This window comes from Mycolicibacterium sp. CBM1 (genome assembly GCF_054073305.1).
In genome coordinates this window covers 227,307-252,768 of record NZ_JBSXPP010000006.1, presented here as the reverse complement: position 1 = coordinate 252,768, position 25,462 = coordinate 227,307, and the positions used below count along the sequence as shown (strand labels likewise).

Annotated in this window: 24 protein-coding genes; 20 read left to right on the top strand and 4 right to left on the bottom strand. The window is 69.0% G+C overall.

Translation table 11 applies throughout. From position 1 onward, the window contains the following. Positions 1 to 2: 2 nt before the first annotated feature. Together ACXDF8_RS11070 and ACXDF8_RS11065 are read right to left on the bottom strand one after the other, a co-directional pair. Positions 3 to 560, bottom strand: a complete 558-nt coding sequence (locus ACXDF8_RS11070; protein WP_457223283.1) for a DUF3515 domain-containing protein — start codon at positions 558 to 560, stop codon at positions 3 to 5. Then, positions 550 to 786: an Lrp/AsnC ligand binding domain-containing protein gene (locus tag ACXDF8_RS11065; protein WP_457223282.1), complete on the bottom strand. Its 237-nt coding sequence runs from the start codon at positions 784 to 786 to the stop codon at positions 550 to 552. Before ACXDF8_RS11065 ends, ACXDF8_RS11070 begins: the two co-directional genes overlap by 11 nt. Positions 787 to 898: 112 nt before the next feature. Here ACXDF8_RS11065 and ACXDF8_RS11060 point away from each other — a divergent pair, with 112 nt between their 5' ends. After that, a complete protein-coding gene (locus tag ACXDF8_RS11060; RefSeq protein ID WP_457223281.1) occupies positions 899 to 1,855 on the top strand; it encodes a thiamine-phosphate kinase in 957 nt (318 codons plus the stop codon). 23 nt (positions 1,856 to 1,878) lie between these two features. Further along, positions 1,879 to 2,700, top strand: coding sequence for a uracil-DNA glycosylase (locus ACXDF8_RS11055; protein WP_457223280.1), 822 nt, complete (start codon positions 1,879 to 1,881; stop codon positions 2,698 to 2,700). A gap of 15 nt (positions 2,701 to 2,715) precedes the next feature. On the opposite strand, the gene rpmB is transcribed toward ACXDF8_RS11055, so the two are convergent. Next, positions 2,716 to 2,910: a 50S ribosomal protein L28 gene (gene rpmB, locus ACXDF8_RS11050; protein WP_457223279.1), complete on the bottom strand. Its 195-nt coding sequence runs from the start codon at positions 2,908 to 2,910 to the stop codon at positions 2,716 to 2,718. 269 nt (positions 2,911 to 3,179) lie between these two features. On the opposite strand from rpmB, the gene ACXDF8_RS11045 reads away from it, so the two are divergent. From ACXDF8_RS11045 to ACXDF8_RS11025, 5 genes are all read left to right on the top strand, one after another. Further along, the gene (locus ACXDF8_RS11045; RefSeq protein WP_457223278.1) at positions 3,180 to 4,862 is read left to right on the top strand and encodes a fatty acid kinase ATP-binding subunit FakA; all 1,683 of its coding nucleotides are present in this window, start codon (positions 3,180 to 3,182) and stop codon (positions 4,860 to 4,862) included. A gap of 2 nt (positions 4,863 to 4,864) precedes the next feature. Next, the gene (gene recG / locus ACXDF8_RS11040) at positions 4,865 to 7,081 is read left to right on the top strand and encodes an ATP-dependent DNA helicase RecG (RefSeq protein WP_457223277.1); all 2,217 of its coding nucleotides are present in this window, start codon (positions 4,865 to 4,867) and stop codon (positions 7,079 to 7,081) included. Next, the gene (locus ACXDF8_RS11035; RefSeq protein ID WP_457223276.1) at positions 7,078 to 7,785 is read left to right on the top strand and encodes an HNH endonuclease family protein; all 708 of its coding nucleotides are present in this window, start codon (positions 7,078 to 7,080) and stop codon (positions 7,783 to 7,785) included. Before recG ends, ACXDF8_RS11035 begins: the two co-directional genes overlap by 4 nt. 124 nt (positions 7,786 to 7,909) lie before the next feature. Then, positions 7,910 to 8,359, top strand: coding sequence for an RrF2 family transcriptional regulator (locus ACXDF8_RS11030; protein WP_457223275.1), 450 nt, complete (start codon positions 7,910 to 7,912; stop codon positions 8,357 to 8,359). Beyond that, the gene (locus ACXDF8_RS11025) at positions 8,356 to 9,588 is read left to right on the top strand and encodes a globin domain-containing protein (RefSeq protein ID WP_457223274.1); all 1,233 of its coding nucleotides are present in this window, start codon (positions 8,356 to 8,358) and stop codon (positions 9,586 to 9,588) included. Before ACXDF8_RS11030 ends, ACXDF8_RS11025 begins: the two co-directional genes overlap by 4 nt. A gap of 15 nt (positions 9,589 to 9,603) precedes the next feature. Here the strand turns inward: ACXDF8_RS11025 and ACXDF8_RS11020 are convergent, their stop codons facing one another. Next, positions 9,604 to 10,443: an aldo/keto reductase gene (locus ACXDF8_RS11020; RefSeq protein ID WP_457223273.1), complete on the bottom strand. Its 840-nt coding sequence runs from the start codon at positions 10,441 to 10,443 to the stop codon at positions 9,604 to 9,606. Between the two features lie 287 nt (positions 10,444 to 10,730). Between ACXDF8_RS11020 and ACXDF8_RS11015 the strand changes: the two genes are divergently transcribed. From ACXDF8_RS11015 to smc, 13 genes are all read left to right on the top strand, one after another. Next, a complete protein-coding gene (locus ACXDF8_RS11015; RefSeq protein ID WP_457223272.1) occupies positions 10,731 to 11,858 on the top strand; it encodes an alpha/beta hydrolase in 1,128 nt (375 codons plus the stop codon). 73 nt (positions 11,859 to 11,931) lie between these two features. After that, positions 11,932 to 12,711 (top strand): DsbA family protein, encoded by a 780-nt coding sequence (locus ACXDF8_RS11010; protein ID WP_457223271.1) that lies wholly within the window; start codon positions 11,932 to 11,934, stop codon positions 12,709 to 12,711. Beyond that, complete coding sequence (locus ACXDF8_RS11005; protein ID WP_457223270.1) at positions 12,708 to 13,346, top strand: vitamin K epoxide reductase family protein; 639 nt, start codon at positions 12,708 to 12,710, stop codon at positions 13,344 to 13,346. Before ACXDF8_RS11010 ends, ACXDF8_RS11005 begins: the two co-directional genes overlap by 4 nt. A gap of 39 nt (positions 13,347 to 13,385) precedes the next feature. Further along, complete coding sequence (locus ACXDF8_RS11000; RefSeq protein ID WP_457223269.1) at positions 13,386 to 16,799, top strand: pyruvate carboxylase; 3,414 nt, start codon at positions 13,386 to 13,388, stop codon at positions 16,797 to 16,799. Continuing rightward, positions 16,796 to 17,347 carry a 16S rRNA (guanine(966)-N(2))-methyltransferase RsmD gene (gene rsmD, locus ACXDF8_RS10995; protein WP_457223377.1) on the top strand — a complete coding sequence of 184 codons (552 nt, stop codon included), beginning with the start codon at positions 16,796 to 16,798 and terminating at the stop codon, positions 17,345 to 17,347. Before ACXDF8_RS11000 ends, rsmD begins: the two co-directional genes overlap by 4 nt. 11 nt (positions 17,348 to 17,358) lie before the next feature. Then, entirely contained in the window at positions 17,359 to 17,841 is a 483-nt protein-coding gene (coaD, locus tag ACXDF8_RS10990; RefSeq protein ID WP_457223268.1) for a pantetheine-phosphate adenylyltransferase, read from the top strand. 163 nt (positions 17,842 to 18,004) lie between these two features. Continuing rightward, positions 18,005 to 18,742, top strand: coding sequence for a cell division protein SepIVA (sepIVA, locus tag ACXDF8_RS10985; protein ID WP_457223267.1), 738 nt, complete (start codon positions 18,005 to 18,007; stop codon positions 18,740 to 18,742). A 59-nt stretch (positions 18,743 to 18,801) separates the two neighbouring features. Then, a complete protein-coding gene (locus ACXDF8_RS10980; RefSeq protein ID WP_457223266.1) occupies positions 18,802 to 19,419 on the top strand; it encodes a YceD family protein in 618 nt (205 codons plus the stop codon). 38 nt (positions 19,420 to 19,457) lie between these two features. Next, on the top strand, positions 19,458 to 20,108 hold the full coding sequence (rnc, locus tag ACXDF8_RS10975) for a ribonuclease III (RefSeq protein WP_457223376.1): 651 nt from the start codon (positions 19,458 to 19,460) through the stop codon (positions 20,106 to 20,108). Positions 20,109 to 20,135: 27 nt separating this feature from the next. Next, positions 20,136 to 21,020, top strand: coding sequence for a bifunctional DNA-formamidopyrimidine glycosylase/DNA-(apurinic or apyrimidinic site) lyase (gene mutM, locus ACXDF8_RS10970; protein WP_457223265.1), 885 nt, complete (start codon positions 20,136 to 20,138; stop codon positions 21,018 to 21,020). Between the two features lie 90 nt (positions 21,021 to 21,110). Further along, the gene (locus ACXDF8_RS10965; RefSeq protein ID WP_457223264.1) at positions 21,111 to 21,524 is read left to right on the top strand and encodes an OsmC family protein; all 414 of its coding nucleotides are present in this window, start codon (positions 21,111 to 21,113) and stop codon (positions 21,522 to 21,524) included. After that, on the top strand, positions 21,521 to 21,811 hold the full coding sequence (locus tag ACXDF8_RS10960) for an acylphosphatase (RefSeq protein WP_457223263.1): 291 nt from the start codon (positions 21,521 to 21,523) through the stop codon (positions 21,809 to 21,811). The genes ACXDF8_RS10965 and ACXDF8_RS10960 overlap by 4 nt, the downstream gene beginning before the upstream one ends. A 26-nt stretch (positions 21,812 to 21,837) precedes the next feature. Further along, positions 21,838 to 25,437 carry a chromosome segregation protein SMC gene (smc, locus tag ACXDF8_RS10955; RefSeq protein WP_457223262.1) on the top strand — a complete coding sequence of 1,200 codons (3,600 nt, stop codon included), beginning with the start codon at positions 21,838 to 21,840 and terminating at the stop codon, positions 25,435 to 25,437. Positions 25,438 to 25,462: the final 25 nt, after the last annotated feature.

Here is a 25,462-nt window from a genome sequence, read left to right as displayed (position 1 = left end):
TTTCAGTGCGCCGGGTTCGGGCTGATCGCCACCGCCGGCATGGTGCGCGCGAGCGCGTCGGAGAGCGCCTGGATGGGTGTCGGCCCCGAGTCGCGCGGCAGGGTCAGCGCCACGTAGACCGGCCGGTCCACGCTGACCCAGGTGCTGTGGTCGGAGGCGGCGTCGTCGAGCCGGAACCACTGCACCGCGTCGACCATCTGGATGGGGGAGCCGACGACGAATTCGGCCGGCCGGTCCACGCCACAGCGCATGATCACCGGATCGCCGTCGTCCCCGGCGCGCCAGGCCGCGGCACCGGCCGGTGCGGGCTGCGCAGGCGTCACCCGGTCGAAGTCGCCGAGCCGGGCAGGCACGGCGTCGAGCAGCGCCCGGCACGGGGCCGAGTCGGCCTGGGGCGCCGGCACCGCCGCGATGACCACCGGCTGTGCCTCGGGCGTGCGGTTTGCGGCGACGGCCAGCACGACGCCGATGGCGACAACGGCAACTGTGACCGCCGCGATCAGCACCGCGCGCGGTGGACCATCCGTTGTGGCGTCGGCGGAACGACCGTCAGCCGGCATCGGCGATGTGGCAGGTCAGCGTTCGGGTGATACCGGTGATCTGCTGGATGCTGGGCACGACGGTCGCGGTCAGCTCGGCCTCGCTGGCCGCACCGACGCGGATGACCACGTCGTAGGGGCCGGTCACGTACTCCGCGGACAGCACGCCGGGCAGCCCGGCGGCCTGCTTGGCGACGACTTCGGCACGGCCGACCTCGGTCTGGATCAGCATGTAGGCCTCCACCACCCGTCGACTCCTCGTCTCAAATGTCCGCACCTAGACTCGTGTCCTGGCAGGGACCAAAGGTACCGCAGGTTGCCGCACCGATCAGCGTGCGTGAGCGCAGGAGGGAGGCACGGTGACCGACGGTGGCGAACCCACCCTGCGTCAGCTTGGTGAGTTTCCGATGATCGACCGGCTGGTGGCTGCCCGCCGCCAGCCCGCGAATGTGACGGTCGGACCGGGCGACGACGCCGCGGTCCTCGCCACCTCCGACGGACGGGTCGTGGTCACCACCGACATGCTGGTCGAAGGCCGCCACTTCCGGCTGGACTGGGCGGGTCCGGCCGAGGTGGGCCGAAAAGCCATCGCGCAGAACGCCGCCGATGTCGAGGCGATGGGAGCGCGGCCGAGCGCTTTCGTCGTCGCACTGGGGGCGCCGTCGGACACCGCTGCGGCAGACGTGCAGGCGCTGTCCGACGGGATGTGGCAGGAGGCTGAGGCACTGGGCGCGGGCATCGTCGGCGGCGATCTGGTCAGCAGTCCGCAGTGGGTGATCTCGGTGACGGCCCTGGGTGATCTCGGTGGCCGCGCACCGGTCTTGCGCGGTGGTGCGCGCGCCGGGTCGGTGATCGCCGTCGCCGGTGACCTGGGCCGGTCTGCGGCGGGATTTCTGCTGTGGAACAACGACATCGACGGGTTTACCGAGCTGCGCGGGCGCCATCTGGTGCCGGCTCCGCCCTACGGGCAGGGGATCGCCGCCGCCGAGGCCGGCGCGCAGGCGATGAGCGACGTCTCCGACGGTCTGCTGGCCGACCTCGGCCACATCGCGGTGTCTTCCGGTGTGGCGATGCGACTCTCGGGTGCGGCGCTGCGCCCCGACGTGGAGGCGGTGGCGGCGGCCGCGTCCGCGGCCGCAGTCGACCCGTGGTCGCTGGTGCTCGCCGGTGGTGAAGATCACGCGCTCGTCGCCTGTTTTCCAGGCCCGGTACCGGCCGGGTGGCGGGTGATCGGCACGGTGACCGACGGTGCACCCGAGGTCCTGGTGGACGGTCGGATGTGGGACGGGCCGGTGGGCTGGCAGTCCTTCGACTGACCGCACGGGTTAGGTTGGCGTCCGTGACGACCACGGCCAGACCACTGACTGAACTCGTCGACCAGGGCTGGGCGCAGGCCCTCGCCCCGGTCAGCGACCAGATCGCCCAGATGGGCCAGTTCCTGCGGGCCGAGATCGCCGCGGGGCGACGCTATCTGCCCGCCGGGCCGAACGTTCTGCGCGCCTTCAGCTTCCCGTTCGAGCAGGTGCGGGTACTGATCGTCGGCCAGGATCCGTACCCGACGCCGGGGCACGCCGTGGGGTTGAGTTTCTCGGTGGCGCCCGACGTGCGGCCGCTGCCGCGCAGTCTGGTCAACATTTTCACCGAGTACAGCGCCGATCTGGGGTATCCGGCACCGTCCAACGGTGATCTGACGCCGTGGTCGCAGCGCGGCGTCATGTTGCTCAACAGGGTGCTCACGGTGCGGCCGGGTACTCCGGCGTCGCATCGCGGCAAGGGTTGGGAAGCGGTCACCGAGTGCGCGATCCGCGCGTTGGTGGCCCGCGATGAGCCGCTGGTGGCGATCCTGTGGGGGCGAGACGCGTCGACGCTCAAACCGATGCTGGCGCTTCCCGGCGGGCAGGAGCGAAGCGACTCGGGGATGAAGCCGAGCGGGCAGGAGCGAAGCGACTCGGGGATGAAGCCGAGCGGGCAGGAGCGAAGCGACTCGGGGATGAAGCCGAGCGGGCAGGAGCGAAGCGGAAGCCGGTGCGTGTCAATCGAGTCGCCACACCCGTCACCGCTGTCGGCGTCTCGCGGCTTCTTCGGCTCGAGGCCGTTCAGCCGCGCCAACGAACTGCTGACCGGGATGGGCGCCGCGCCGATCGACTGGCGGCTGCCGTGAGGGTTGAGCGCAGGCTCAGCCGCGGGTGACCTTGCCTGCCTTGAGGCAGGAGGTGCAGACGTTGACGCGGTGCTTGTTGCCGCCGGGACGGGTCACGGCGTGCACGGTCTGGATGTTCGGATCCCACCGGCGGCTGGTCCGGCGATGGGAATGCGACACCGACTTGCCGAAGCCGGGGCCCTTTCCGCAGATATCGCACACGGCAGCCATGTAGAACTCCTCAAATCAGTAGTCGATCAATACTGGGGCCAACAACCGTGCGACGGGTGACCCGACAACCTGCCTAGGATAGCCGTCCGGTGAACTGAACGCCAAAATCCGCCCCCCGGGCATCGGCTCATCAGCCTCGCTAGGCCCTCTTAGCTGCGTCTTTCGTCGCCCTGGGCGGTGGCTGTTGGCGGTGACGCCGAACTGTCGGGCGAACTGGATAGGCTGGCGCGACGAACGCCGTGTGCGTGCCTGACCGCGAGGAGGTGTCGATGCCCGACCGGCGGTTGGATGCGTCGGCCCTGCGCGACTGGGCCCACACCGCGGTCGGTGACCTCATCACCCACACCGACGAGATCAACCGGCTCAACGTGTTCCCGGTGGCCGATTCCGACACCGGGATCAACCTGCTGTTCACCATGCGCTCGGCGCTGGCCCACGCGAAATCGGCGGCCGGTTCCGGGGACGTCACGCAGGTGGCGAGCGCCCTCTCGGAGGGAGCGTTGCACGGCGCCCGGGGCAACTCCGGGGTGATCCTGTCGCAGATCCTGCGGGGCGTGGCCGACGTGACCGCCTCGGCCGCCGCCGACACCGGGGGTGCACTCGCCGACATCGACGCCGTTCTGCTCGGTGCCGCCCTGCGCCATGCCGTCGGGCTGGTGGTGTCGTCCATGGGTGGGCAGCTGGTGGCCGGCACCATCGTGTCGGTGCTGCAGGCGGTCGCCGACGCGGTGGAACAGTGGGCGGCCGACGGTGCCGAGCTGGGCGAGGCGCTCGCCGCCGGTGGGGACGCCGCCGTCACCGCGCTGGAACGCACCCCGCAGCAACTCGACGTACTGGCCGAAGCCGGAGTGGTCGACGCCGGCGGACGCGGGCTGTTGGTCCTCGTCGACGCGTTGATCGCCACCGTCACCGGTCACCCGCCGCACCGCCGCGTCTACGAGCCGAGTCCGCCGCGGGCCGACGGCGGTGTCATCGAGTCGGCCCCACTGCAGTTCGAAGTCATGTACCTGCTCGCCGACTGCGACCCGGCCGCCCTCGAGCGGTTGCGCACCCGGCTTCAGGAGCTCGGCGAGTCGGTGGCGATCGCGGCTTCCGGCGGCGGCACGGCGCCGGTCGACCCGGGCCACGCCAATGCTGTCCACTATTCGGTGCATGTCCACACCGACGATGCCGGCGCGGCGGTGGAGGCCGGGCTGACCGCCGGCGAGGTCAGCCGGATCCAGATCTCGGTGCTGAGCACCACCTCGACGCGGGTGTCCCCGGGCGGGTGGAGCCGGGAGCGCGCGGTACTGGCCGTCGTCGACGGCGACGGTGCCGAGGAACTGTTCGGCCAGGAAGGGGCCTGCGTGCTGCGGCCCGATCCCGCGTTGGCCGATCCGGCCAACGGGGTCAGCGCCCACCAGCTGCTGCGCGCCCTGGTCGACACCGGTGCCGCCCAGGTGATGGTGCTGCCCAACGGCTACGTCGCCGCCGAGGAACTGGTGGCCGGCTGCACCGCCGGAATCGGGTGGGGCATCGACGTCGTCGCGTTGCCGACCGGATCGATGGTCCAGGGGTTGGCGGCGCTGGCCGTCCACGACGAGGGTCGCCAAGCCGTCGACGACGGCTACACCATGGCCCGGGCCGCCGCCGCGGCCCGGCACGGCTCGGTCCGCGTCGCCGCCGAGCAAGCGCTGACTTGGGCGGGCACCTGCCAGCCCGGGGACGGACTCGGCATCGCCGGTGACGAGGTGCTGGTCGTCGCCGATGACATCACCGCCGCCGGGACCGGACTGATCGATCTGCTGCTGGTCGCCGGCGGTGAGTTGGTGACGGTGCTGCTGGGCCAGGGCACCGATCCGGCCGTCGGTGCGGCCTTGGCGGCGCACATCCACCGCCGCCATCCCGGCATCGAACTCGCGACGTATCCCACCGGGCACCGCGGCGACGCACTGCTGATCGGGGTGGAGTAGGCGTGGTGAGCCTCACCGACCGGCTGGACGGCATCGTGGGCGGCAAGGCCGCCGGTCTGCTCGACGAGATCTTCGGAATCCGCACCGTCGACGATCTGCTTCGGCACTATCCGCGCAAGTACATCCACGGGATGTCGGTGTGGGGTGAGGACGAGGCACCTCCCGAGGAGGGCGAACACATCACCCTGGTCGGTGTGATCGACAAGGCCGAGATCCGCTGGACCAACCGTCAGCCCAAACGCGAGTACCTGGTGATCACGCTGGGGCAGGGGCGGCGCAAGGTCACCGCGACGTTCTTCAATGCCAAGTACCTCAAGAAGGATCTGGTCTCCGGTGTCCGGCTGATGCTCTCCGGTGAGGTCGGCTTCTTCAAGAGCACGATGCAGTTGACCCATCCGGACTTCCTGGTGCTGGATTCGCCGAAGGGCCGGGTGTTCGGCAGCAAGTCGCTGAAGACCATTGCCGACACCGCGACCGCGCCGGGTGGCGGATTGGAGATGTCGGCGTTCGAGCGGGACTTCTTCCCGATCTATGCCGCCAGCTCCAAGTTGCAGAGCTGGGATATCTACGCCTGTGTGCGCCAAGTGCTCGCCGTGCTCGACCCGATTGCCGACCCCCTGCCGGAAAGCCTTGTCCGCCAACGCGGCCTGATATCCGAAGACACCGCCCTGCGTGCCATCCACAGCGCCGAGCGGGAGCCCGAACGGGAGGCGGCCCGCGAGCGACTGACCTTCGACGAAGCCATCGGCATGCAGTGGGCGCTGGCCCAACGTCGGCACGGCGAACTCGGCCAATCCGGTCCGCCCGCGCCGTACCGCGAGGACGGCTTGGCCGCCGCGCTGATGCAGCGCCTGCCGTTCGCGCTGACCGCCGGCCAGCGTGACGTGCTCGGCGTGATCACCGCGGAGATGGCCTCGGCCAAGCCGATGAACCGGTTGCTGCAGGGCGAGGTCGGCTCCGGCAAGACGATTGTGTCGGTGCTGGCGATGCTGCAGATGGTGGATGCCGGTTACCAGTGCGCGCTGCTGGCGCCGACGGAAGTCCTTGCCGCCCAGCATGCCCAGTCGATCCGCAGCGTCTTGGGACCCCTGGCGATGGCGGGTCAGCTCGGCGGCGCCGACAACGCCACTCGGGTGACGCTGCTGACCGGATCGATGTCGGCCGGCCAGAAGCGGGAGGTGCGCGCGGAAGTGGCGTCCGGAGAGGCCGGCATCGTCATCGGCACCCACGCGCTGCTACAGGATGCCGTGGAATTCTCCCGGCTGGGTCTGGTGGTCGTCGACGAGCAGCATCGTTTCGGTGTCGAGCAGCGGGACCGGTTGCGCGCCAAGGCTCCCGCTGGTCTGACACCGCATCTTCTGGTGATGACGGCCACGCCCATCCCGCGCACCGTGGCGCTGACCGTCTATGGCGACCTGGAAACCTCGACGCTGCGGGAACTCCCGCGGGGTCGCCAGCCGATCACCACCAACACGATCTTCGTCAAGGACAAGCCGCAGTGGCTGGCCAGGGCGTGGCAGCGGGTCAACGAGGAGGTGGGCGCCGGCAGGCAGGCCTACGTCGTGGCCTCCCGCATCGACGAGGACGACAAGCCCCCCACCGAGCAGGCTGGTCCACCGGCCGAGACGGTCATCGCTCTCTACGACCGGTTGCGTGCCGGGCCGCTGGCGGGTCTTCGGCTGGGGTTGATGCACGGCCGGCTCGGCGCCGACGACAAGGATGCGGTGATGGCGGCGTTTCGCGCCGGTGAGATCGACGTGCTGGTGTGCACCACGGTCATCGAGGTCGGCGTCGACGTCCCGAACGCCACGATGATGGTGGTCATGGACGCCGACCGGTTCGGCATCAGCCAGTTGCACCAGCTGCGGGGCCGCATCGGCCGCGGCGCGCATGCCAGCCTGTGCCTGCTGGTGAGCAAGTTCCCGGAAGCCTCGCGCGCCGGCGAGCGACTGAGGGCCGTCGCGGGCACACTGGACGGCTTCGCACTGGCCGATCTGGATCTGCAGGAGCGCCGCGAGGGGGATGTGTTGGGGCTCAACCAGTCCGGCCGTCCCATCACACTGCGGTTCCTGTCGCTGGCCGATCACCTCGAGCTCATCACCGAGGCCCGTGAACTGACGCAGTCGTTGTATGCCAGTGACCCCGCCAACCCGGGCATGGCCATTCTCGCCGGGCAGTTCACCGGTGGCGACCGCATCGAGTACCTGGACAAGTCGTGAGGCGTCGGCCGCTGGTCTGGCTGGCGGTGATCGCCGTTCTGTCGGTCGTCGTTGCCTGGCAGGTGTCGTCGTCGGCCGGGGACGCCGAACATCCGGTGGCCCGCGCCGACGTGCCGACGGTGGCCGCCGGCACCGACGTCCTCGCCGGTGTGGTGATTGTCCCCGAACGCGCCCGCGGCCACGACTACCGGCGCGCCGCATTCGGCGAGGCCTGGGACGACGACAACAGCGCACCCGGCGGGCACAACGGCTGCGACACCCGCGACGACATCCTCGACCGCGACCTGGTGGACAAGACGTACGTGGCGACCAGTCGTTGCCCGCAGGCGGTGGCCACCGGCGTGCTGCACGACCCCTACACCAGCGCGGTGATCACCTTCACCCGCGGCGCTCAGGTCGGGGCGGCTGTGCAGATCGACCACTTGGTGCCGCTGGCCTACGCCTGGGACATGGGCGCCCGAAATTGGCCGGACGCCATGCGGATTCGTTTCGCCAACGACCCCGCCAACCTGCTCGCCGTGGCCGGGCAGGTCAATCAGGACAAGGGCGACCAGCAGCCGGCCGACTGGATGCCGCCCAACCATGCGTTCTGGTGCCAGTACGCAATGCAGTTCATCGCGGTGCTGCGCGGGTATTCGCTACCGGTCGACCAGCCCTCCGCCGAGGAGTTGCGCGAGGCCGCGGCGACCTGCCCGAGCGGGTAGACGCGCAGCGAATCAGGCCTCCGGCGGCGAACACCGCAGGTCAAAAATCCGCACCGATCTGCGTATTCAAGGCCACACACAGAAAATGCGCACCAAGGATGCGGATTAATCTAACGTCACGTTCATGCAGCTCACGCGGTTCACCGACCTCGGGCTGAGGGCCATGATGCTGCTGGCCACCGGGCAGAGCCGCGAGCAGCGGGTCACCACCAAGGCAGTGGCCGCCGCGGCCGGCGCATCGGAGAACCACGTCGCCAAAGCGGTCTCGCGATTGACCGAACTGGGGTTGGTGCATTCTCGGCGCGGCCGCGCCGGCGGGCTGGAACTCACCCCCGCCGGTCGCGAGGCGTCGTTGGGCTGGCTGGTGCGCCGGCTCGAAGGCGATCGCGAAGTGGTCGACTGCACGGGGCAATCCGGCTGCCCGCTGATCGCGGGTTGCCGGTTGCGCCGCGTGCTCGCCGACGCCAAAGAAGCCTTCTACGCCGAGCTCGACCGCTACACCGTCGCTGATCTAGTCGGCAGCCAGATGCTGCCCATCGTCATGCGACTCACCTCAGAAAGGAATCCGAAATGAGTGCTCCCGCAAGCGAAACGGCACAGCCCCGGGAACTGGAACCGCAGCACGTTGAAGTCGTCCGGGCGACCCTGCCCTTGGTGGGCGCACACGTCGACGAGATCACGCAGGTGTTCTACCGGCGGATGTTCGCCCGCCACCCCGAGCTGCTGCGCAACCTGTTCAACCGCGGCAATCAGGCGCAGGGATCCCAACAGCGTGCCCTGGCGGCGTCGATTGCCACGTTCGCCACCCATCTGGTGGACCCCGAGCTGCCCCATCCCGCCGAGCTGCTGTCGCGCATCGGCCACAAACACGCCTCACTCGGCGTGACCGCCGACCAGTATCCGATCGTGCACGAGCACCTGTTCGCCGCGATCGTCGAGGTGCTGGGCGCCGACACCGTGATCGCCGAGGTCGCCGCGGCCTGGAACCAGGTGTACTGGATCATGGCCGACACCCTGATCGCGCTGGAGCGTGATCTCTACCGGGGTGCCGGCGTCGCAGCCGGGGACGTTTTCCGCCGACTGCGGGTCACCGCCCGTGAAGACGACCCCTCCGGCACGGTGTTGGTGACCGTGGCCGGGGAAGGGGTCTCGAATGCAATTCCCGCCCAATATGTTTCGGTGGGCGTGACGCTGCCCGACGGAGCGCGCCAGCTGCGTCAGTACAGCCTGGTCAATCCGCCGGGTGCCGCCGAGCTGACCTTCGCGGTCAAGCCGGTGGAGTCCGACGGTGAGCATCCGGCTGGGGAGGTGTCGAACTGGATTCGTTCATGCGTGCGGGTGGGGGATCTGCTCGATGTGACGGTGCCCTTCGGGGACCTTCCGCAACCGCCCAGCGGTGCGCCAGTGGTGCTGATCTCCGCCGGCATCGGTGTCACTCCGATGATCGGCATCCTGGAACACCTTGTGGAGCATGCGCACAGCGCGCCGGTGCAGGTTCTGCACGCCGACCGCAGCGAGGCGAGCCATCCGCTGTCCAAACGGCACCGCGAACTCGTCGGCATCCTGCCTGACGCCAGCCTGGCCCTCTGGTACGCCGACGGCGTGGACGGCGACTGCGCCGGAGTCCACGAGGGACTGATGAACCTCGACGATGTCGAGCTGGTCGACGGAGCCGAGATATACCTCTGCGGCAACACCGGTTTCGTGCAGGCGGTGCGTGCACAACTGAGCGCACGCGGGGTGGCGAACAACCGGGTGCACTGCGAGTTGTTCAGCCCGAACGACTGGCTGCTCGACAGTTGATGCGGTACTGGACTGTTACGTACCGGTGTAGGTCTCCGGGTTCGGCCGGAACCGGGTGCCGTCGTCGAGTGCGTTGAGGGTCTCGACCTCGGCCTCGGTCAACTCGAAATCGAACACGTCGGCATTCTCGGCGATCCGCGCCGGGTGCGACGAGCGTGGGATCACCACGTTGCCGAGCTGCAGGCTCCAGCGGATCAGAACCTGCGCCGGGGACTTGCCGTGCGCGGCGGCGACGGCGCTGATCGCCGGATGCTCCAGCAACTTGCCCACGCCCAGCGGGCTGTAGGCCTCGGTGACGATGCCGTACTCGGCATGGACCGCACGCATCTCGGCCTGGTTGAGCAGCGGATGCAGCTCGATCTGGTTGATCGCCGGGGTGAAGAAGCTCAGGTCGACGATGTTCGACAGGTGCTCGGGGGTGAAGTTCGAGACGCCGATGGACTTGATGTAGCCGTCCTCGCGAGAGCGCAGGATGCCGCCCCAGGCGTCGATGTACTTACCGTTCTGCTCCGCCGGCCAGTGGATCAGGTAGAGATCCACGTACTCCATGCCCAGCCGCTCGAGGCTGGCCTTGACGGCGTCCTGCGAGGACTGGAAGCCCTGGTCGGCGGTGGCCAGCTTGGTGGTGATGAACAGCTCCTCGCGGGCGATGCCCGAGGCGGCGACGGCGCGGCCGACGGCTTCTTCGTTGCCGTAGATCGAGGCGGTGTCGACCAGGCGGTAGCCGGCCTCCAGCGCGCTGGCCACCGCGCTCTCGGTCTCCTCGGGGGAGAGCTCTGCCACGCCGAGGCCCAACACTGGGATGGTGTTGTCGTCGTTGAGCGTGACGGTGGGGATCTCGGCCGCCGGCGTCATGTCACCTGCCTGTGGGATCGAAGGTTTCCGGGTCGGGACCCGCGTGATCGGCTCTGGCGTTTCACCGACTTCGGGAAGACGATAGTACCCACCCCGATAAGTCATTTGAGCAGGTCGGGCGCGGGTGTCTCCCGATCCGCTCGCCGGCCGGAGCAAATTGTTGTGCTGGTCAACAAAGAATGCAGGCCAGCGGGCCGGCGCGGCCACCCTGCAACCGGGGATGGCGTCGTGCCGTACGCTGCGGCGCACGAGTCTTTCGCACACCCGGCCGAAGCGAGGGAGCAGCGATGACAGGGAGTGTGTCAGGCACGGCCCCCACTGACTTGCCGTCGGAGACGGCGGCCAAACGCGGCCGCTGGCTCAAGAAGGCGCTGGCGGTCGGCAACCGCGCCGGGGTCAAGGTCATCCCGCACCTGCCCGGCGGGCTGAAACGACTGGTGTCCGGTGGCCGGGCGATCGCCATCGACGGCAACACCCTCGATCCGTCGATCCAGATGATGCTCGCCGCCCAGCGCGCGGTCGGGATGAGCAGCCTGGCGGTCACCGGGGATCCGATCGCCACTCGGCGTCAGAACCGGGAAGCCACGGCTAGCCTCGACGAGGCCGATGTCCACGTCGCCGCGATCTCCCCGCTCGACATTCCCGGGCCCGCCGGAACCATTCCAGCCCGGCACTATCGCCCCGGCGACGGCGACGGCGCGCCGCTGCTGGTCTTCTACCACGGCGGCGGATTCGTCTTCGGCGACCTCGAAACGCACGATTCGGCCTGCCGGCTGATCTGCCGTGACGCTGGTGTGCACGTCGTGTCCATCGATTACCGGCTGGCGCCTGAACACAAGGCACCCGCCGCCGTCGACGACGCCTACGCCGCCTACCTGTGGGCCGTGTTGAACGCCGCGGAGTTGGGCGCCGACCCCGACCGCATCGCGGTGGGCGGTGACAGTGCGGGAGGCAACCTGGCGGCCGTGGTGACCCAGCTGGCCCGCGACGCCGGCGGCCGCCAGCCGAGTCTGCAGTGCCTGATCTACCCGGCCACCGACCTGCGCGGCGGAACCCGTTCACGCACCCTGTTCGCCGACGGCTTCCTGCTGTCCAAACGCGACATGGACTGGTTCGCCGACGCCTATGTCGACGGATCCGGCGTCGACATCGCCGATCCGCGAGTCTCGCCGTTGCTGGCCGACGATCTCAGCGGGCTCGCACCGGCGCTGGTCATCACCGCGGGGTTCGATCCGCTGCGCGACGAAGGCGAGCAGTACGCCGCAAAGCTGCAGGCAGCGGGCGTACCGACCGACTTGCGACGGATGGGTTCGATGACCCACGCATTCCTCAACCTGAATGCGCTGGGTGGGCACGTCAGCCGGGCCAACGCCGAGATGATCTCCGCGCTGCGCGCGCACCTTGCCCGGGGTTGACCGGGTGTCCTCGCCGCGCCGGTACGCTAGAGGCGCCAACACCGAGTTCTGAACAGCGAGGATCAGCCGACCCGTGGCCACCAATAAGAAAAGCGCACCGCGTTACGACCTGCGCGCACAGGACCGTAAGCGCAACCTGGCTATCCAGCTGGGGCTGACCGCGATCGTCGTCATCTTCGCCGTCGGTCTTGTGCTCTACATCGTGATGGGCCACGACAAGAAGCTCGCCGCCGGCGATGCCAAGCCGGTCCAGATCACCTCGAGTGCGCTGATCAAGAAGGACGGCACCGACGAGCCCAAGGCGGTGCTGGCGGTCTACGAGGACTTCCAGTGCCCGCACTGCCGCGACTTCGAGAAGGCCTACAGCTCCACCATCGACAAGCTGGTCCAAAGCGGGGCGGTCGCCGTCGACTACTACCCGGTCGCGATCCTGAACTCGTCGTCGAACAAGAACTACTCGACCCGCGCCGCCAACGCCGCGTACTGCGTCGCCGACGTGGACAAGGAAGCCTTCGTCCGGTTCCACTCCGCACTGTTCGCCCAGCAGCCGGAAGAAAACTCCGGCGCCGCTCCGGACAACAACGCGCTGATCGAGACCGCCCGCCAGTCCGGGGTGCCGACCGACAAGGTCTCCTCGTGCATCAACTCCGGCAAGTACTCCTCGATGGTGGAGGGGCTGGCCGCGGCCACCAAGATCACCGCGACGCCGACGATTCGGCTCAACGGCCAGGACATCAGCCCCGCCTCCCCGGATGACCTGATCGCCAAGGTGAAGGCGATCGTCGGCAACGTCCCCGGACTCGCGTCGGCGCCGAGCCCGGCTCCGGCAGCCCCGGCTCCCGCCGCGCCATGAGCCTGGCGACACCGGCCCCGGTCGAACCCACCCAGCCCGCCGTGCCGGCGGATGCGGCGGGTGGCGTCACGGTCCGGCCGCCCAGCGCGTGGTGGGTGCTCATCGCCGGCGTCATCGGACTCGTCTCCTCCCTCACGCTGATGATCGAGAAGGTCGAGATGCTCAAGAACCCGGCCTATGTGCCGAGTTGCAGCATCAACCCGGTGCTGTCCTGCGGTTCGGTGATGGTGACCCACCAGGCTTCGGTGTTCGGATTCCCCAACCCGCTCATGGGTGTCGCCGGGTTCTCGGTGGTGGTGGTCACCGGTGTGCTCGCGGTGGCCAAGGTGCGGCTCCCGCGGTGGTATTGGGCGGGCTTGGCGGTGGGCGTGGCCGGCGGTGCGGTGTTCGTGCACTGGCTGATCTTCCAGACGCTCTACCGGATCGGCGCGCTGTGCCCGTATTGCATGGTGGTGTGGTCGGTGACCATCCCACTGCTGGTGGTGACCGCCGCGATCGCGCTGCGGCCGCTAGCCGGTAACCCGGTCGCCCGGGTGCTCTATACCTGGCGCTGGTCGATCGTGGCCCTGTGGTTCACCGCGATCGTTCTGATGATCCTGGTCCGGTTCTGGAATTACTGGTCGACGCTCATCTAGCGTGACGCTGCGGCCGAAACCCGAAGGTAGGGTCTGCCTGTGATCTCCAAAGTCCTCGTCGCCAACCGCGGTGAAATCGCGATCCGTGCCTTCCGTGCCGCCTACGAGATGGGCATCGGGACGGTGGCGGTCTTCCCGTACGAAGATCGCAACTCGTTGCACCGGCTCAAGGCCGACGAGTCCTATCAGATCGGTGACATCGGCCATCCGGTACGCGCGTATCTCTCGGTCGAGGAGATTGTCGACACGGCGTTGGCATGCGGGGCGGACGCCATCTATCCCGGTTACGGATTCCTCTCGGAGAATCCCGAACTCGCCGCCGCCTGCGCCGCAGCGGGCATCACCTTCGTCGGCCCTGGTGCGGAGATCCTAGAGCTGACCGGCAACAAGTCGCGGGCGATCGACGCTGCCCGCGAGGCCGGGCTGCCGGTACTCGCCTCCTCGGCGCCGTCGTCGGAGGTGGCCGAACTCGTCGAAGCCGCCCAGGCCATGGATTTCCCGTTGTTCGTCAAGGCGGTCGCCGGTGGCGGCGGGCGCGGCATGCGCCGGGTCACGGACCCAGCGGCGCTGCCCGAAGCCATCGAAGCGGCCAGCCGCGAGGCGGAATCCGCCTTCGGCGATCCAACGGTGTTTCTCGAGCAGGCGGTGGTCAACCCGCGCCACATCGAGGTCCAGATCCTCGCCGACAATCACGGCAACGTCATTCATCTCTACGAGCGCGACTGCAGCGTGCAGCGCCGCCACCAGAAGGTCATCGAACTCGCCCCGGCGCCCAACCTGGATCCCGCGCTGCGCGACCAGATCTGCGCCGACGCCGTGGCGTTCGCCCGGTCCATCGGCTACCGCTGCGCCGGCACCGTGGAGTTCCTGCTCGACGAGCGCGGTCGGCATGTCTTCATCGAGATGAATCCCCGGATCCAGGTGGAGCACACCGTGACCGAGGAGATCACCGACGTCGACCTGGTGTCGGCGCAGCTGAGGATCGCGGCCGGCGAGACCCTCGCCGATCTGGGTCTGAACCAGGACGCGATCCGGCCCCATGGTGCGGCACTGCAATGCCGTATCACCACCGAGGACCCCGCCAATGGCTTCCGGCCCGACACCGGTCGCATCACCACCTACCGCTCCCCGGGCGGAGCGGGTATCCGGCTCGACGGCGGCACTCATCTCGGTGCCGATGTCACCGCCCACTTCGACTCCATGCTGGTCAAGCTCACGTGCCGCGGTCGTGACTTTCCGACCGCCGTCGCCAGGGCCAAGCGGGCGGTCGCCGAATTCCGCATCCGCGGTGTGTCGACGAACATCCCGTTCCTGCAAGCGGTTCTCGACGATCCCGACTTCCAGGCCGGGCGGGTCACCACCTCGTTCATCGACGAGCGTCCGGAACTGCTGACCGCACGCACGTCGGCCGACCGCGGCACCAAGATGCTCAAGTTCCTGGCCGAGGTGACCGTCAACTCGCCCTACCGCGACCGGCCCCGGTTCTATCCGCAGGACAAGCTCCCCGACGTCGACGTCGTGTCCAGTGATCCGCCGCCGGGCAGCAAGCAGCGGTTGGTCGAACTGGGTCCCGAAGGATTCGCCCGTTGGCTCAGGGACTCCCCGGCCGTCGGCGTCACCGATACGACGTTCCGCGACGCCCACCAGTCGCTGTTGGCGACCCGGGTGCGCTCGTCGGGACTGCTGAAAGTCGCCCCCTACATCTCGCACATGATGCCGGAGCTGCTGTCGATCGAATGTTGGGGTGGTGCGACTTACGATGTGGCGCTTCGCTTCCTGAAGGAAGACCCGTGGGAGCGGCTGGCCTCGCTGCGGGAGGCGATCCCCAACATCTGCCTGCAGATGCTGCTGCGCGGCCGTAACACAGTGGGGTACACGCCGTACCCGGAGACGGTGACGCATGCCTTCGTCGACGAGGCCGCCCGTACCGGCGTGGACATATTCCGAATCTTCGACGCTCTCAACAACATCGAATCGATGCGACCGGCCATCGACGCGGTGCGCGAAACCGGTTCGGCGGTGGCCGAAGTCGCGATGTCCTACACCGGCGACCTGGCCGACCCGGCCGAGACGCTGTACACACTGGACTACTGGCTGCGGCTGGCCGAGCAGATCGTCGAGGCGGGCGCTCACGTGCTGGCGATCAAGGACATGGCCGGCCTGCTGCGCCCACCCGCAGCGGCGACACTGGTGTCGGCGCTGCGCAGCCGCTTCGACCTGCCGGTGCACGTCCACACCCACGACACCCCGGGCGGCCAGTTGGCCACCTACACCGCGGCGTGGCATGCGGGAGCCAGTGCCGTCGACGGCGCGGCGGCCCCGCTGTCGGGCACCACCAGCCAGCCACCGCTGTCGGCGATCATCGCCGCCGCGGCGCACACCCCGTTCGACACCGGCCTGAGCCTGGCCGCGGTCTGCGACCTGGAGCCCTACTGGGAGCTGCTGAGGCGGGTGTACGCCCCCTTCGAGGCCGGCTTACCCGCACCCACCGGCCGCGTCTACACCCACGAGATCCCGGGCGGCCAGCTGAGCAACCTACGGACGCAGGCGACGGCGCTGGGCTTGGGTGATCGGTTCGAGGATGTCGAGGACGCCTATGCCGGCGCCGACCGGATCCTGGGCCGGCTGGTGAAAGTAACGCCGTCGAGCAAGGTGGTCGGCGATCTGGCGCTGGCGTTGGTCGGCGCGGGAATCACCGCCGAGGAGTTCGCCGAAGACCCTGCCCGCCACGACATCCCCGACTCGGTGATCGGCTTCCTGCGTGGCGAGCTGGGTGATCCCCCTGGCGGCTGGCCAGAACCTTTGCGCACCAGGGCATTAGAGGGCCGTGGGCCCGCCAAGCCCGAACAGCCGCTGTCGGTCGAGGACGAGAAGGTGCTCGCCGAACCCGGCGCGACCCGGCAGGCCGCGCTCAACCGGCTGCTCTTTCCCGGCCCCACCAGAGAATTCGAGGCACACCGCGAGGAGTACGGCGACACGTCGGGGCTGTCGGCCAACCAGTTCTTCTCCGGCCTGCGCCACGGCGACGAGCATCGCATTCAACTCGAGCGCGGCGTCGAACTCATCGTCGGGCTGGAGGCAATCTCCGAGCCCGACGAGCGCGGGATGCGTACGGTCATGTGCATCATCAACGGCCAGCTGCGTCCGGTGCTGGTGCGCGACAACAGCATCGCCGAGACCGTGCCGGCCGCCGAGAAGGCCGACCGCACCAACCCCGACCACGTCGCCGCGCCGTTCGCCGGAGTGGTCACCGTCGGGGTGACCGTCGGCGACGACGTGGCTGCAGGCCAGACCATCGCGACCATCGAGGCGATGAAGATGGAGGCCGCCATCACCGCGCACAAGGCAGGCACCGTCCGCCGGGTCGCGGTCGGCAGCACCGCGCAGGTCGAAGGCGGTGACCTGCTGGTGGTGATCGGCGCGTCAGGTGAAGCGGCGGGGGGACAAACCTGACCCGTATCGTCGCGGGCACTGCCGGTGGCCGGCGTATCGACGTGCCCGCGCGGGGAACGCGGCCCACCACCGACCGGGTCCGCGAAGCGCTGTTCAACGTGCTGACCGCCCGCTGCGACTTCGACGGTATGCACGTGCTCGACCTCTACGCCGGCTCTGGCGCGCTCGGGCTGGAGGCGCTGTCGCGCGGTGCGGCCTCGGCGCTGTTCGTCGAAAGTGATTCGCGCGCAGCCGCGGTCATCACACGCAACGTTACGGCCCTGGGTCTGGCGGGCGCCACGGTGCGCCGCGGCACAGCGGCCACGGTGGTGGCCGGCGCGGCCGAACGAACGATGGACTTGGTGCTCGCCGACCCGCCTTATGCCGTGACCGGCGCCGAGATCGCCGACGTGCTGACGGCTCTTGACCGCAACGGCTGGGTGGCGGCGGGCAGCGTCGTCGTGGTGGAGCGCCCGGCATCCGCGCCGACGCTGACCTGGCCACCGGGCTGGACGCCGTGGCCCGAACGGCGTTATGGGGATACCCGCATCGAATTGGCCGCCTGCTAGCGTCTCCGCTCATGAGTGGCGCGGTATGCCCGGGATCGTTCGATCCAGTGACGCTGGGGCACGTCGACATCTTCGAACGTGCCGCCGCCCAGTTCGACGAGGTGATCGTCGCCGTCCTGATCAATCCGAACAAGGCGGGCATGTTCGCGATCGACGAGCGCATCGCGATGATCCGCGAGGCCACGCCGCACCTGCCGAACCTGCGGGTGGAGTCCGGCCAGGGGCTGGTCGTCGATTTCGTCAACCAGCGGGGTTTCACGGCGATCGTCAAAGGTCTGCGCACCGGAACCGATTTCGAGTACGAGCTGCAGATGGCCCAGATGAACAAGCACATCGCGGGCGTCGACACTTTTTTCGTGGCGACCACGCCGCAGTACTCCTTCGTGTCATCCTCGCTGGCCAAAGAGGTTGCCGCACTGGGCGGTGACGTTTCGGCCCTGCTGCCGGAATCGGTTAACCGGCGGCTACAGGCGAAGCTGGCCCAGCGCACCTGACCTGTGGCGCCCGGCCGTCCGGTGCGTCTCGATCGGGTCGCGGATGCGCTCGTGCTGGACAGCCCACCGGGAAGTTCTTTTCGACACACCGACACGCCAGCACAGTCACAGCCGTAACAACAGGCACACTGGTCACTACCAACAAGGCCAGGAGGGTGGCGCCGTGTACCGAGTCTTTGAGGCACTCGACGAACTGAGCGCAATTGTCGAAGAGGCACGCGGCGTGCCGATGACGGCTGGTTGTGTGGTTCCGCGCGGTGATGTGCTGGAGCTGATCGATGACATCAAGGACGCGATCCCGGGTGAACTCGACGACGCCCAGGATGTCCTCGACGCCCGCGACAACCTGTTGCGGGAGGCCAAGGAACATTCCGACTCCATGGTGTCCACCGCGACCGTCGAGGCCGACTCGCTGCTCAGCCATTCCCGCGCGGAGGCCGACCGGCTGCTCGCGGACGCCAAGTCTCAGGCTGACCGCATGGTCGCCGAGGCTCGCCAGCACAGCGAGCGGATGGTTCACGAAGCCCGCGAAGAGGCCACCCGCCTGGCCGCGACCGCCAAGCGCGAATATGAGGCCGCCAGCAGCCGGGCCAAGGCCGAGGCGGACCGGCTCGTCGAGAACGGCAACATGTCCTACGAGAAGGCCGTGCAGGAAGGGATCAAGGAGCAACAGCGTCTGGTCTCGCAGACCGAGGTGGTGCAGGCCGCCAACGCTGAAGCCAGCCGGCTGATCGACACCGCGCACGCCGAAGCCGACCGGCTGCGCGGCGAGTGCGACATCTACGTCGACAACAAGCTGGCCCAGTTCGAGGACTACCTCAACGGCACGCTGCGTTCGGTAAGCCGGGGTCGCCACCAGCTGCGGACCGCCGCGGGCACCCACGACTACGTCCAGCGCTGAACCCCGCCGCCACCGCCTATTGGCTCGATCGGGCCGGGCCGAGCCCTAAGATCACCTGTATGGCGACGCTCAAGAGTGCACACCAACGGCACCGTTCGCGCTCGCCGCTCGTGATCGACATCTCGCGGCTGGGTCGACGTCCGGGCACCATGATGGAGCTGCGGCAGAGCGTGCCGAGCCCTTCGCGGATCGGGCTGGACCTGATCGCCATCCAGCCCGGTGCGGACCTGAACCTGGATCTGCGCCTTGAGTCGGTCTCCGAGGGCGTCCTGGTCAGCGGAACCGTGCAGGCGCCCACCAGCGGCGAATGCTCACGGTGCCTGACCCCGGTCACCGGCGAGATCGAAATCTTCCTGACCGAGTTGTACGCCTATCCCGACAGCGCCACCGAATCCACCACCGAAGAGGACGAAGTCGGTCACGTCGTCGACCAGACCGTCGACCTCGAACAGCCGATCGTGGACGCCGTCGGGCTGGCCTTGCCGTTCGCACCGTTGTGCAGCGAGGACTGCCCGGGGCTGTGTCCGCAGTGCGGCGTTGCGCTGGCCACCGCCGAGCCGGATCACGACCACGACCTGATCGACCCCCGGTGGGCCAAGCTCGTGGGCATGCGTCCCACCGCGGAGGAGGCCCCGGAGAAGGGAAACCACCCCGAGCCGGGGGCCGGTGCTTCGTGAGCCCGACCCGCGAGAGTCTCCAGGCGGCCCTGGGCGTGATGTTGCCCGAAGAACTGCTGACCCTGGCCCTGACGCATCGCAGTTACGCCTACGAGCATGGCGGTCTGCCCACCAACGAGCGGCTGGAGTTTCTCGGCGACGCCGTGCTCGGGCTGACCGTGACCGATGAACTGTTCCATCGCCACCCTGACCGGTCCGAGGGTGACCTGGCCAAGCTGCGGGCCAGCGTGGTCAACACCCAGGCGCTGGCCGACGTGGCCCGCGGGCTCACCGAGCAGGGTCTCGGCGCGCATCTGCTGCTGGGGCGGGGCGAAATGAACACCGGTGGCGCGGACAAGTCCAGCCTCCTGGCCGATGGCATGGAGTCGCTACTCGGCGCGGTGTACCTGCACCACGGCATCGATGTCGCTCGGGAGGTGATCCTGCGGCTGTTCGGCGAGCTGCTGGACACCGCCCCGACGCTGGGCGCCGGCCTGGACTGGAAGACCAGCCTGCAGGAGCTCACCGCGGCCCGCAATCTCGGTCCGCCGTCCTACGTCGTCACCTCCACCGGACCCGACCACGACAAGGAATTCACCGCCGTGGTGATGGTGATGGAGCGCGAATACGGTTGCGGCGTAGGCCGGTCGAAGAAAGAGGCCGAGCAGAAGGCCGCCGCGGCGGCCTGGAATGCGTTGGAAAACGCTTGAGCAACAACCACTTCCGTCGTCACGGCGATGCCTGAACTTCCCGAGGTCGAGGTCGTGCGTCGCGGTCTGCAGGCGCATGTCGCGGGCCGGTCGATTGCGGCGGTGCGGGTGCACCACCCCCGTGCGGTGCGCCGCCATGAAGCCGGGGCCGCCGACCTGACCGCGCGGCTGCTGGGTGCGCGCATCAGTGCGACGGACCGGCGCGGAAAGTACCTGTGGCTGATTCTCGACTCCGATGAGCCGCTTGCGCGAAGAGAATCAGACACCGACGAGACGGCGCTGGTGGTGCACCTCGGGATGAGCGGGCAGATGCTGCTCGGCGAGGTGCCCAACACCGACCACCTGCGCATCGCAGTCCTGCTCGACGACGGCACCGCGCTCGGCTTCGTCGACCAGCGCACGTTCGGCGGGTGGCAACTGGCCGATCTGGTCACCGTCGACGGCAGCCGGGTGCCCGCTCCCGTCGCCCACATCGCCCGCGACCCGCTGGACCCGCTGTTCGACCGCGAATCCGTGGTTACGGTGTTGCGCCGCAAGCATTCCGAGATCAAACGCCAGTTGCTGGACCAAACCGTCGTGTCGGGGATCGGCAACATCTACGCCGACGAGGCGCTGTGGCGGGCCAAGATCAACGGCGCCCGGCTGGCCGAGAAACTGACCCGGCGCGAGCTCGGCGAGCTGCTGGACGCCGCGGCCGAGGTGATGCGCGAGGCACTGGGCCAGGGTGGAACGTCGTTCGACTCGCTCTATGTCAACGTTAACGGGCAGTCCGGCTACTTCGACCGGTCGCTGAATGTCTACGGTCGCGAAGACCGTCACTGCCGGCGCTGCGGATCGGTGATCCGGCGGGAGAAGTTCATGAACCGCTCGTCGTTCTACTGCCCGAAATGTCAGCCCCGTCCGCGGCGTTGATGGACATCGAGATCGACGTTTTGGCGTGATTTACTCGCACATTCTCGCCGAAACGTCGGTTTGGGCGGAAAACGAAGGAGTGGACGACACATGACCGAACTGTGGGTGGAGCGCACCGGCGTGCGCCGCTATACCGGCCGCAGCAGCCGCGGCGCGGAAGTCCTGATCGGCTCGGAGACCGACGACGGCGTCTTCACACCCGGTGAGCTGCTCAAGATCGCGCTGGCCGGCTGCAGTGGCCTGAGCAGCGACCAGCCGCTGCGGCGCCGCCTCGGCGACGACTACCCGGCGGTGATCAAGGTCTCCGGGGCGGCCGACCGTGAGCAGGAGCGCTACCCGCTGCTCGAGGAGAACCTCGAGATCGACCTGTCGGCGCTCTCCCCGGAGGAGATCGAACGCCTGCTGGTGGTGGTCAACCGCGCCATCGATCAGGTCTGCACCGTCGGGCGCACCCTCAAGAACGGCGCCGAGGTGCGCTTCGGCGTCACCGACACCGGGTCATGACCGAGCAGGTCCGGCTGACTGCCTGGGTGCACGGCCACGTCCAGGGCGTGGGTTTCCGCTGGTGGACGCGGTCTCGAGCGCTGGAGCTGGGCTTGGTCGGCTACGCCGCCAACCAGCCCGACGGCCGGGTGCTCGTCGTCGCGCAGGGCCCACGCGCCGACTGCGAGCGGCTGCTGGAACTGCTGCGCGGCGGTTCCACCCCCGGCTCGGTGGACACCGTCGTCGCCGAGCTGACCACCGACTTCCCCGAATCCGGCGAGCCGATGAGCGGGTTCCGCGAGCGCTGATCGCCGCGCCGGTAATCTCACTGCTCGTGTACCTCAAGAGTCTGACGCTGAAGGGCTTCAAGTCCTTCGCCTCGTCGACGACTCTGCGGTTCGAACCCGGCATCACCTGCGTGGTCGGCCCCAACGGCTCGGGTAAGTCCAATGTCGTCGACGCCCTGACCTGGGTGATGGGCGAGCAGGGTGCCAAGACGCTGCGCGGCGGCAAGATGGAGGACGTCATCTTCGCCGGCACCTCCTCGCGCGCGCCGCTCGGACGCGCCGAGGTGACGCTGACCATCGACAACTCCGACAACGCGCTGCCGATCGAATACTCCGAGGTGTCCATCACCCGCCGGATGTTCCGCGACGGCGCCGGCGAGTACGAGATCAATGGCAGCAGCTGCCGGCTGATGGACGTTCAGGAACTGCTCAGCGACTCCGGCATCGGCCGGGAGATGCACGTCATCGTCGGGCAGGGTCGGCTGGCCCAGATCCTCGAGTCGCGCCCCGAAGACCGCCGCGCCTTCATCGAGGAAGCCGCCGGTGTCCTCAAGCACCGCAAACGCAAGGAAAAGGCGGTCCGCAAGCTCGAGTCGATGTCGGCCAACCTGGCTCGCCTGACCGATCTGACCACCGAACTACGCCGTCAGCTCAAGCCGCTGGGCCGCCAGGCCGAGATGGCCCGGCGTGCCCAGACCATCCAGGCCGACCTGCGCGACGCCCGCCTGCGGCTGGCCGCCGACGACCTGGTGGCCCGCCGCGCCGAGTTCGCCGGCGCCAACTCCACCGAGACGACCCTGCGCCGTGAGCACGACGAGGCCGCCGAACGGCTGGCGGTGGCCACCGAGGCGCTCGCTGCGCACGAAGCGGCGGTCGCCACTCTGTCCGAGCGCACCGACGCCGCCCAGCAGACCTGGTTCCGGCTCTCCGCACTGGCCGAGCGGGTTAGCGCCACGATCCGGATCGCCAGCGAGCGTGCCCAGTACCTGGAGGCCGAGCCCGCCGTCAGCGCCGGCCCGGATCCCGACGCGCTGGAGGCCGAGGCCGACGAGGTGGCTGCCCGCGAACAGGAGGTGCTGGCCGAACTCGCCGAAGCGCAGTCCCGGCTGGAGTATGCGCGCGCCGAGCTCGGGGAGCGGGAACGGGCGGCCGCCGACGCCGAACGTGCCCACATGGCCGCCGTGCGCGCCGAGGCCGACCGCCGCGAGGGCCTGGCCCGACTGGCCGGTCAGGTGGAGACGGTCCGCGCGCGGGTGGAGTCCATCGACGAGGGAGTGGCGCGGCTGACCGCGGCCATCGAGGAGGCCGCGGCCCGCACCGAACACGCCAGGGCCGAGTTCGAGACGGTGCAGGGCCGGGTCGGCGAACTCGACCAGGGCGAGGTCGGTCTCGACGAGCAGCACGACCGCACGGTGACCGCCCTGCGGCTGGCCGACGAGCGGGTGGCCGAGCTGCAGACCGCCGAGCGCACTGCCGAGCGGCAGGTGGCTTCCCTGCGGGCCCGCATCGACGCACTGTCGGTGGGTTTGGAGCGCAAGGACGGCGCCGCCTGGCTGACCCAGAACCATAGTGGCGCAGGGCTTTTCGGCACAATCGCCAAGCTGGTGAAAGTGCGCGCCGGCTACGAGGTCGCGCTGGCCGCGGTGCTCGGCTCGGCCGCCGACGCGGTGGCCGCCGACGACTTCGGTGCGGCCAGCGCCGCGGTGCGGGCGCTGAAGGAAGCCGACGGCGGACGAGCCGCAATTATGTTGGGGGACTGGCCGATCAAGCCCCGAGCGCAGGACGGACCATTGCCGTTGGGGGCGCAGCGCGCGCTGGATCTGATCGACGCGCCGGCACGACTTCAGGGCGCGATGACCGCGCTGCTCGACGACGCCGCCGTCGTCGACGACCTGCGCGCCGCCCTCGAATTGGTCAGGGCCCGACCGGAATTGCGTGCGGTCACCCTCGACGGCGATCTCGTCGGCCCCGGATGGGTGACGGGCGGCTCCGATCGCAAGCCCAGCACCCTGGAGATCGCGTCCGAGATCGACAAGGCCAAAGCCGCGCTCGTCGCTGCCGAGACGCAGGTCGGCGAGTTGTCGGCCGCGCTGTCCGGGGCTCTCGGTGAGCAGGCCGACCGTCGCGAAGCGGCCGAGGAGGCCCTGGCCGCGCTCAACGAATCCGACGCCGCGATCTCGGCGATCTACGAGCAGCTCGGCCGGCTGGGCCAGGAGGCGCGGGCTGCCGAAGAGGAATGGCGTCGTCAGCTCGGCCAGCGCGAGCAGCTCGAGGCCGGCCGCGTGCAGACCGTCGAAGAACTCACCGAGCTGGAGAACCGGCTGGCCGCCGCGCAGGAAGGCCAGACCCCCGTCGAGGACGCGCCGATCGACCGCCAGGAGATGCAGGCCGCCGCCGAGGAGGCCCGCGCGGTCGAGGTCGAGGTGCGGCTCGCGGTTCGTACCGCCGAGGAGCGCGCGAATGCCGTTCGGGGCCGGGCTGATTCGTTGCGGCGAGCCGCGGCCGCCGAGCGAGAGGCGCGGGTGCGCGCACAACGGGCCCGGGCTGCGCGTGAGCACGCCGCTGCGGTCGCGGCCGCTGTCGCCGAGTCGGGGCGCGTCGTCGCCGGCAGGCTCGGCGGTGTGGTGGCGGCCGCGTCGCGGCGCCGCGACGAGTTGGCCGCCGAACGCCAGGAACGTGCCGCCGCGATGGCCGCCGCGCGCGAGGAGGTGACTGCGCTGAACAACCGGATCACCGCACTGACCGACTCATTGCACCGCGACGAGGTGGCCAAGGCGCAGGCTGCAATGCGCATCGAGCAGCTCGAGGAGATGGTGCTCGAACAGTTCGGCATGGCCGCCGACGACCTGGTGGCGGAGTACGGCCCGGACGTGACCCTGCCGCCGACGGAGCTGGAGATGGCCGAGTACGAGCAGGCCAAGGAACGCGGCGAGCAGGTGATGGCCCCGGCGCCGATGCCCTTCGACCGGCCCACTCAGGAGCGGCGGGCCAAGCGTGCCGAACGCGAACTGGCCGAGCTGGGCCGGGTCAACCCGCTGGCGCTCGAAGAGTTCGCCGCACTGGAGGAGCGGTACAACTTCCTGGCCACCCAGCTCGAGGACGTCAAGGCCGCGCGCAAGGACCTGATGGACGTCATCGCCGACGTCGACGGCCGCATCCTGCAGGTGTTCGCCGAGGCCTACGCCGACGTCGAGCGCGAATTCGAGCAGGTGTTCGCCACCCTGTTCCCCGGGGGCGAGGGTCGGCTGTTGCTGACCGACCCCAACGATCTGCTGACCACCGGTGTCGACGTCGAAGCCCGGCCGCCGGGCAAGAAGGTCAAGCGGCTCTCGTTGTTGTCCGGTGGCGAGAAATCCCTGACGGCCGTGGCCATGCTGGTCGCGATCTTCCGTGCTCGCCCGTCGCCGTTCTACGTGATGGACGAGGTCGAGGCCGCCCTCGACGACGTCAACCTGCGCCGGTTGATCGGACTGTTCGAGCAGCTGCGCTCACAGTCCCAGCTGATCGTGATCACCCACCAGAAGCCGACGATGGAGATCGCCGACGCGCTCTACGGCGTCACCATGCAGGGTGACGGCATCACAACGGTCATCTCGCAACGGATGCGGGGCCAGGAACTGGTCGCGAGCGCCGCTCAGCCCAACTGACGCCGGCTTCTCGGTGGTCGCCGAC

Bases quoted from the DNA above. Each gene is read 5' to 3' on its own strand.
- ACXDF8_RS11070 (WP_457223283.1), bottom strand. From the start codon at position 560: ATGCCGGCTGACGGTCGTTCCGCCGACGCCACAACGGATGGTCCACCG.
- rpmB (WP_457223279.1), bottom strand. From the start codon at position 2,910: ATGGCTGCCGTGTGCGATATCTGCGGAAAGGGCCCCGGCTTCGGCAAG.
- ACXDF8_RS11045 (WP_457223278.1), top strand. From the start codon at position 3,180: ATGCCCGACCGGCGGTTGGATGCGTCGGCCCTGCGCGACTGGGCCCAC.
- ACXDF8_RS11030 (WP_457223275.1), top strand. From the start codon at position 7,910: ATGCAGCTCACGCGGTTCACCGACCTCGGGCTGAGGGCCATGATGCTG.
- ACXDF8_RS11025 (WP_457223274.1), top strand. From the start codon at position 8,356: ATGAGTGCTCCCGCAAGCGAAACGGCACAGCCCCGGGAACTGGAACCG.
- ACXDF8_RS11020 (WP_457223273.1), bottom strand. From the start codon at position 10,443: ATGACGCCGGCGGCCGAGATCCCCACCGTCACGCTCAACGACGACAAC.
- ACXDF8_RS11015 (WP_457223272.1), top strand. From the start codon at position 10,731: ATGACAGGGAGTGTGTCAGGCACGGCCCCCACTGACTTGCCGTCGGAG.
- ACXDF8_RS11005 (WP_457223270.1), top strand. From the start codon at position 12,708: ATGAGCCTGGCGACACCGGCCCCGGTCGAACCCACCCAGCCCGCCGTG.
- coaD (WP_457223268.1), top strand. From the start codon at position 17,359: ATGAGTGGCGCGGTATGCCCGGGATCGTTCGATCCAGTGACGCTGGGG.
- ACXDF8_RS10980 (WP_457223266.1), top strand. From the start codon at position 18,802: ATGGCGACGCTCAAGAGTGCACACCAACGGCACCGTTCGCGCTCGCCG.
- rnc (WP_457223376.1), top strand. From the start codon at position 19,458: ATGTTGCCCGAAGAACTGCTGACCCTGGCCCTGACGCATCGCAGTTAC.
- mutM (WP_457223265.1), top strand. From the start codon at position 20,136: ATGCCTGAACTTCCCGAGGTCGAGGTCGTGCGTCGCGGTCTGCAGGCG.
- ACXDF8_RS10965 (WP_457223264.1), top strand. From the start codon at position 21,111: ATGACCGAACTGTGGGTGGAGCGCACCGGCGTGCGCCGCTATACCGGC.
- ACXDF8_RS10960 (WP_457223263.1), top strand. From the start codon at position 21,521: ATGACCGAGCAGGTCCGGCTGACTGCCTGGGTGCACGGCCACGTCCAG.